Here is a 1,399-nt window from a genome sequence, read left to right on the forward strand (position 1 = left end):
GTAATTGCTCAACTAGGGGAAAAAAGGGAGCCATCAATAGAGAGAGCTTGTTGAATAGATTGATAAGCCGTCAAGCCCTGACGCTTGCCAGTATTAACCACTGAACGAACGGCAGCAAACAAATCTCGCCCCCATGAAGAACGGAAGCCATTGGTGACACGACGAAATATCACGCTCATCCGAATCGCCTGTTCACTACTATTATTCGTGGGTGGAATTGTCGCATCTTCCAAAAATAGAAATAAATTGTCGCTCAGCCCACCATAACGTTTTCGTAAACGGAGACCATCGGGATGATGTGGTACTAAATCCAAAAGCTTGGTTAATCTTTCCTGTAAATTTTCTCGATATCGATTGAGTCTAGTATCGTCTATTTTTGATCGTCGCCGATGGATGATAAAAGCCCTTAATAATAACCTCTTCATCCCTGGGGCAAAAATCCTGTCCCCAGCGTCAATCGCATATTGGCAATCGCGCAGTTGATGAGCACTCGCATACTTGCCATTGTGGTGCTGGGTGATTTTTTTGAGCACTAAATAAGTCTGACACCCAAATATCGGGACGATGTTCTGCCAGAACTTCCTTCATTACCTCACTTCCTCGACTCGGGCGGATGACGTGTAAACAAACATCCTGATTCTGAAACACCCACTCCGACTGGTTTTGTCCGTTCACTCTCGCACTGGTTTCGTCTGAGCAAATTAATTTTGCCCGCCGCAACCGTTGCAATATTTGACTTACTTGCTCATCTAAACTGGTTTTGACTTGCACCAGCAAGTTAGCGATTGCTCCTTCGGATATCTTGAGTCCAAAGACTTCTCCAAATATGGACGACAGCCGTTCGTAGCTGATGGCATGAGTGTAACGCAGATATGTAACTAAGCTTTGAATCGAACTACCAAACGGTGAACCTGGTTCCATTCCTAATGGTACAGGTGCAACATACTCGGTTTGACAGCAGGCACACTGACCACCATAACGTTCACGGAGGGTGATGATGGGGCGAATTGGTGGAATTTCGATTTTTTCGTAGACGGATTGCAATTTTTGTGTGGCGGCGGTGACTTTTTCTCCACACTGGGGACAATTTTTGAGTTGGGCGATGATTGTTTGGTCGGGTTCAGGATGTAGCTCTCTTCCTCCTCCGACTCTTCCAACGCTTCTTTGTCTTTTAATCCCCTGAATTTTTGATGGCTTAATGTTGGGCTTAAATCCCTTTGATGGCGGAGTGCTGGAATTTTTGCTAGTTTTGGTGGGAGATCGGTCTGCTTTTGGTTGGTATGTGGCTAATGCTGCGCTGAGTTTTTGGATTTCTTGCCATAGCTCTACTATCAAGGCTTCTTTTGCCTCGTTCGATAGTTGCTTGATTGTCGGGGAGTTTTTCCATTCCTTTATCTAA

1 pseudogene is annotated in these 1,399 nt (G+C 45.2%); it reads right to left on the reverse strand.

Going from position 1 to position 1,399, the window contains the following annotated elements:
- Positions 1-8: 8 nt before the first annotated feature.
- Positions 9-921, reverse strand: a pseudogene (gene tnpC / locus IQ263_RS30060) (IS66 family transposase).
- Positions 922-1,399 lie beyond the last annotated feature (478 nt).

This window comes from Tychonema sp. LEGE 06208 (assembly GCF_015207505.1).
Taxonomy (GTDB): domain Bacteria; phylum Cyanobacteriota; class Cyanobacteriia; order Cyanobacteriales; family Microcoleaceae; genus Microcoleus.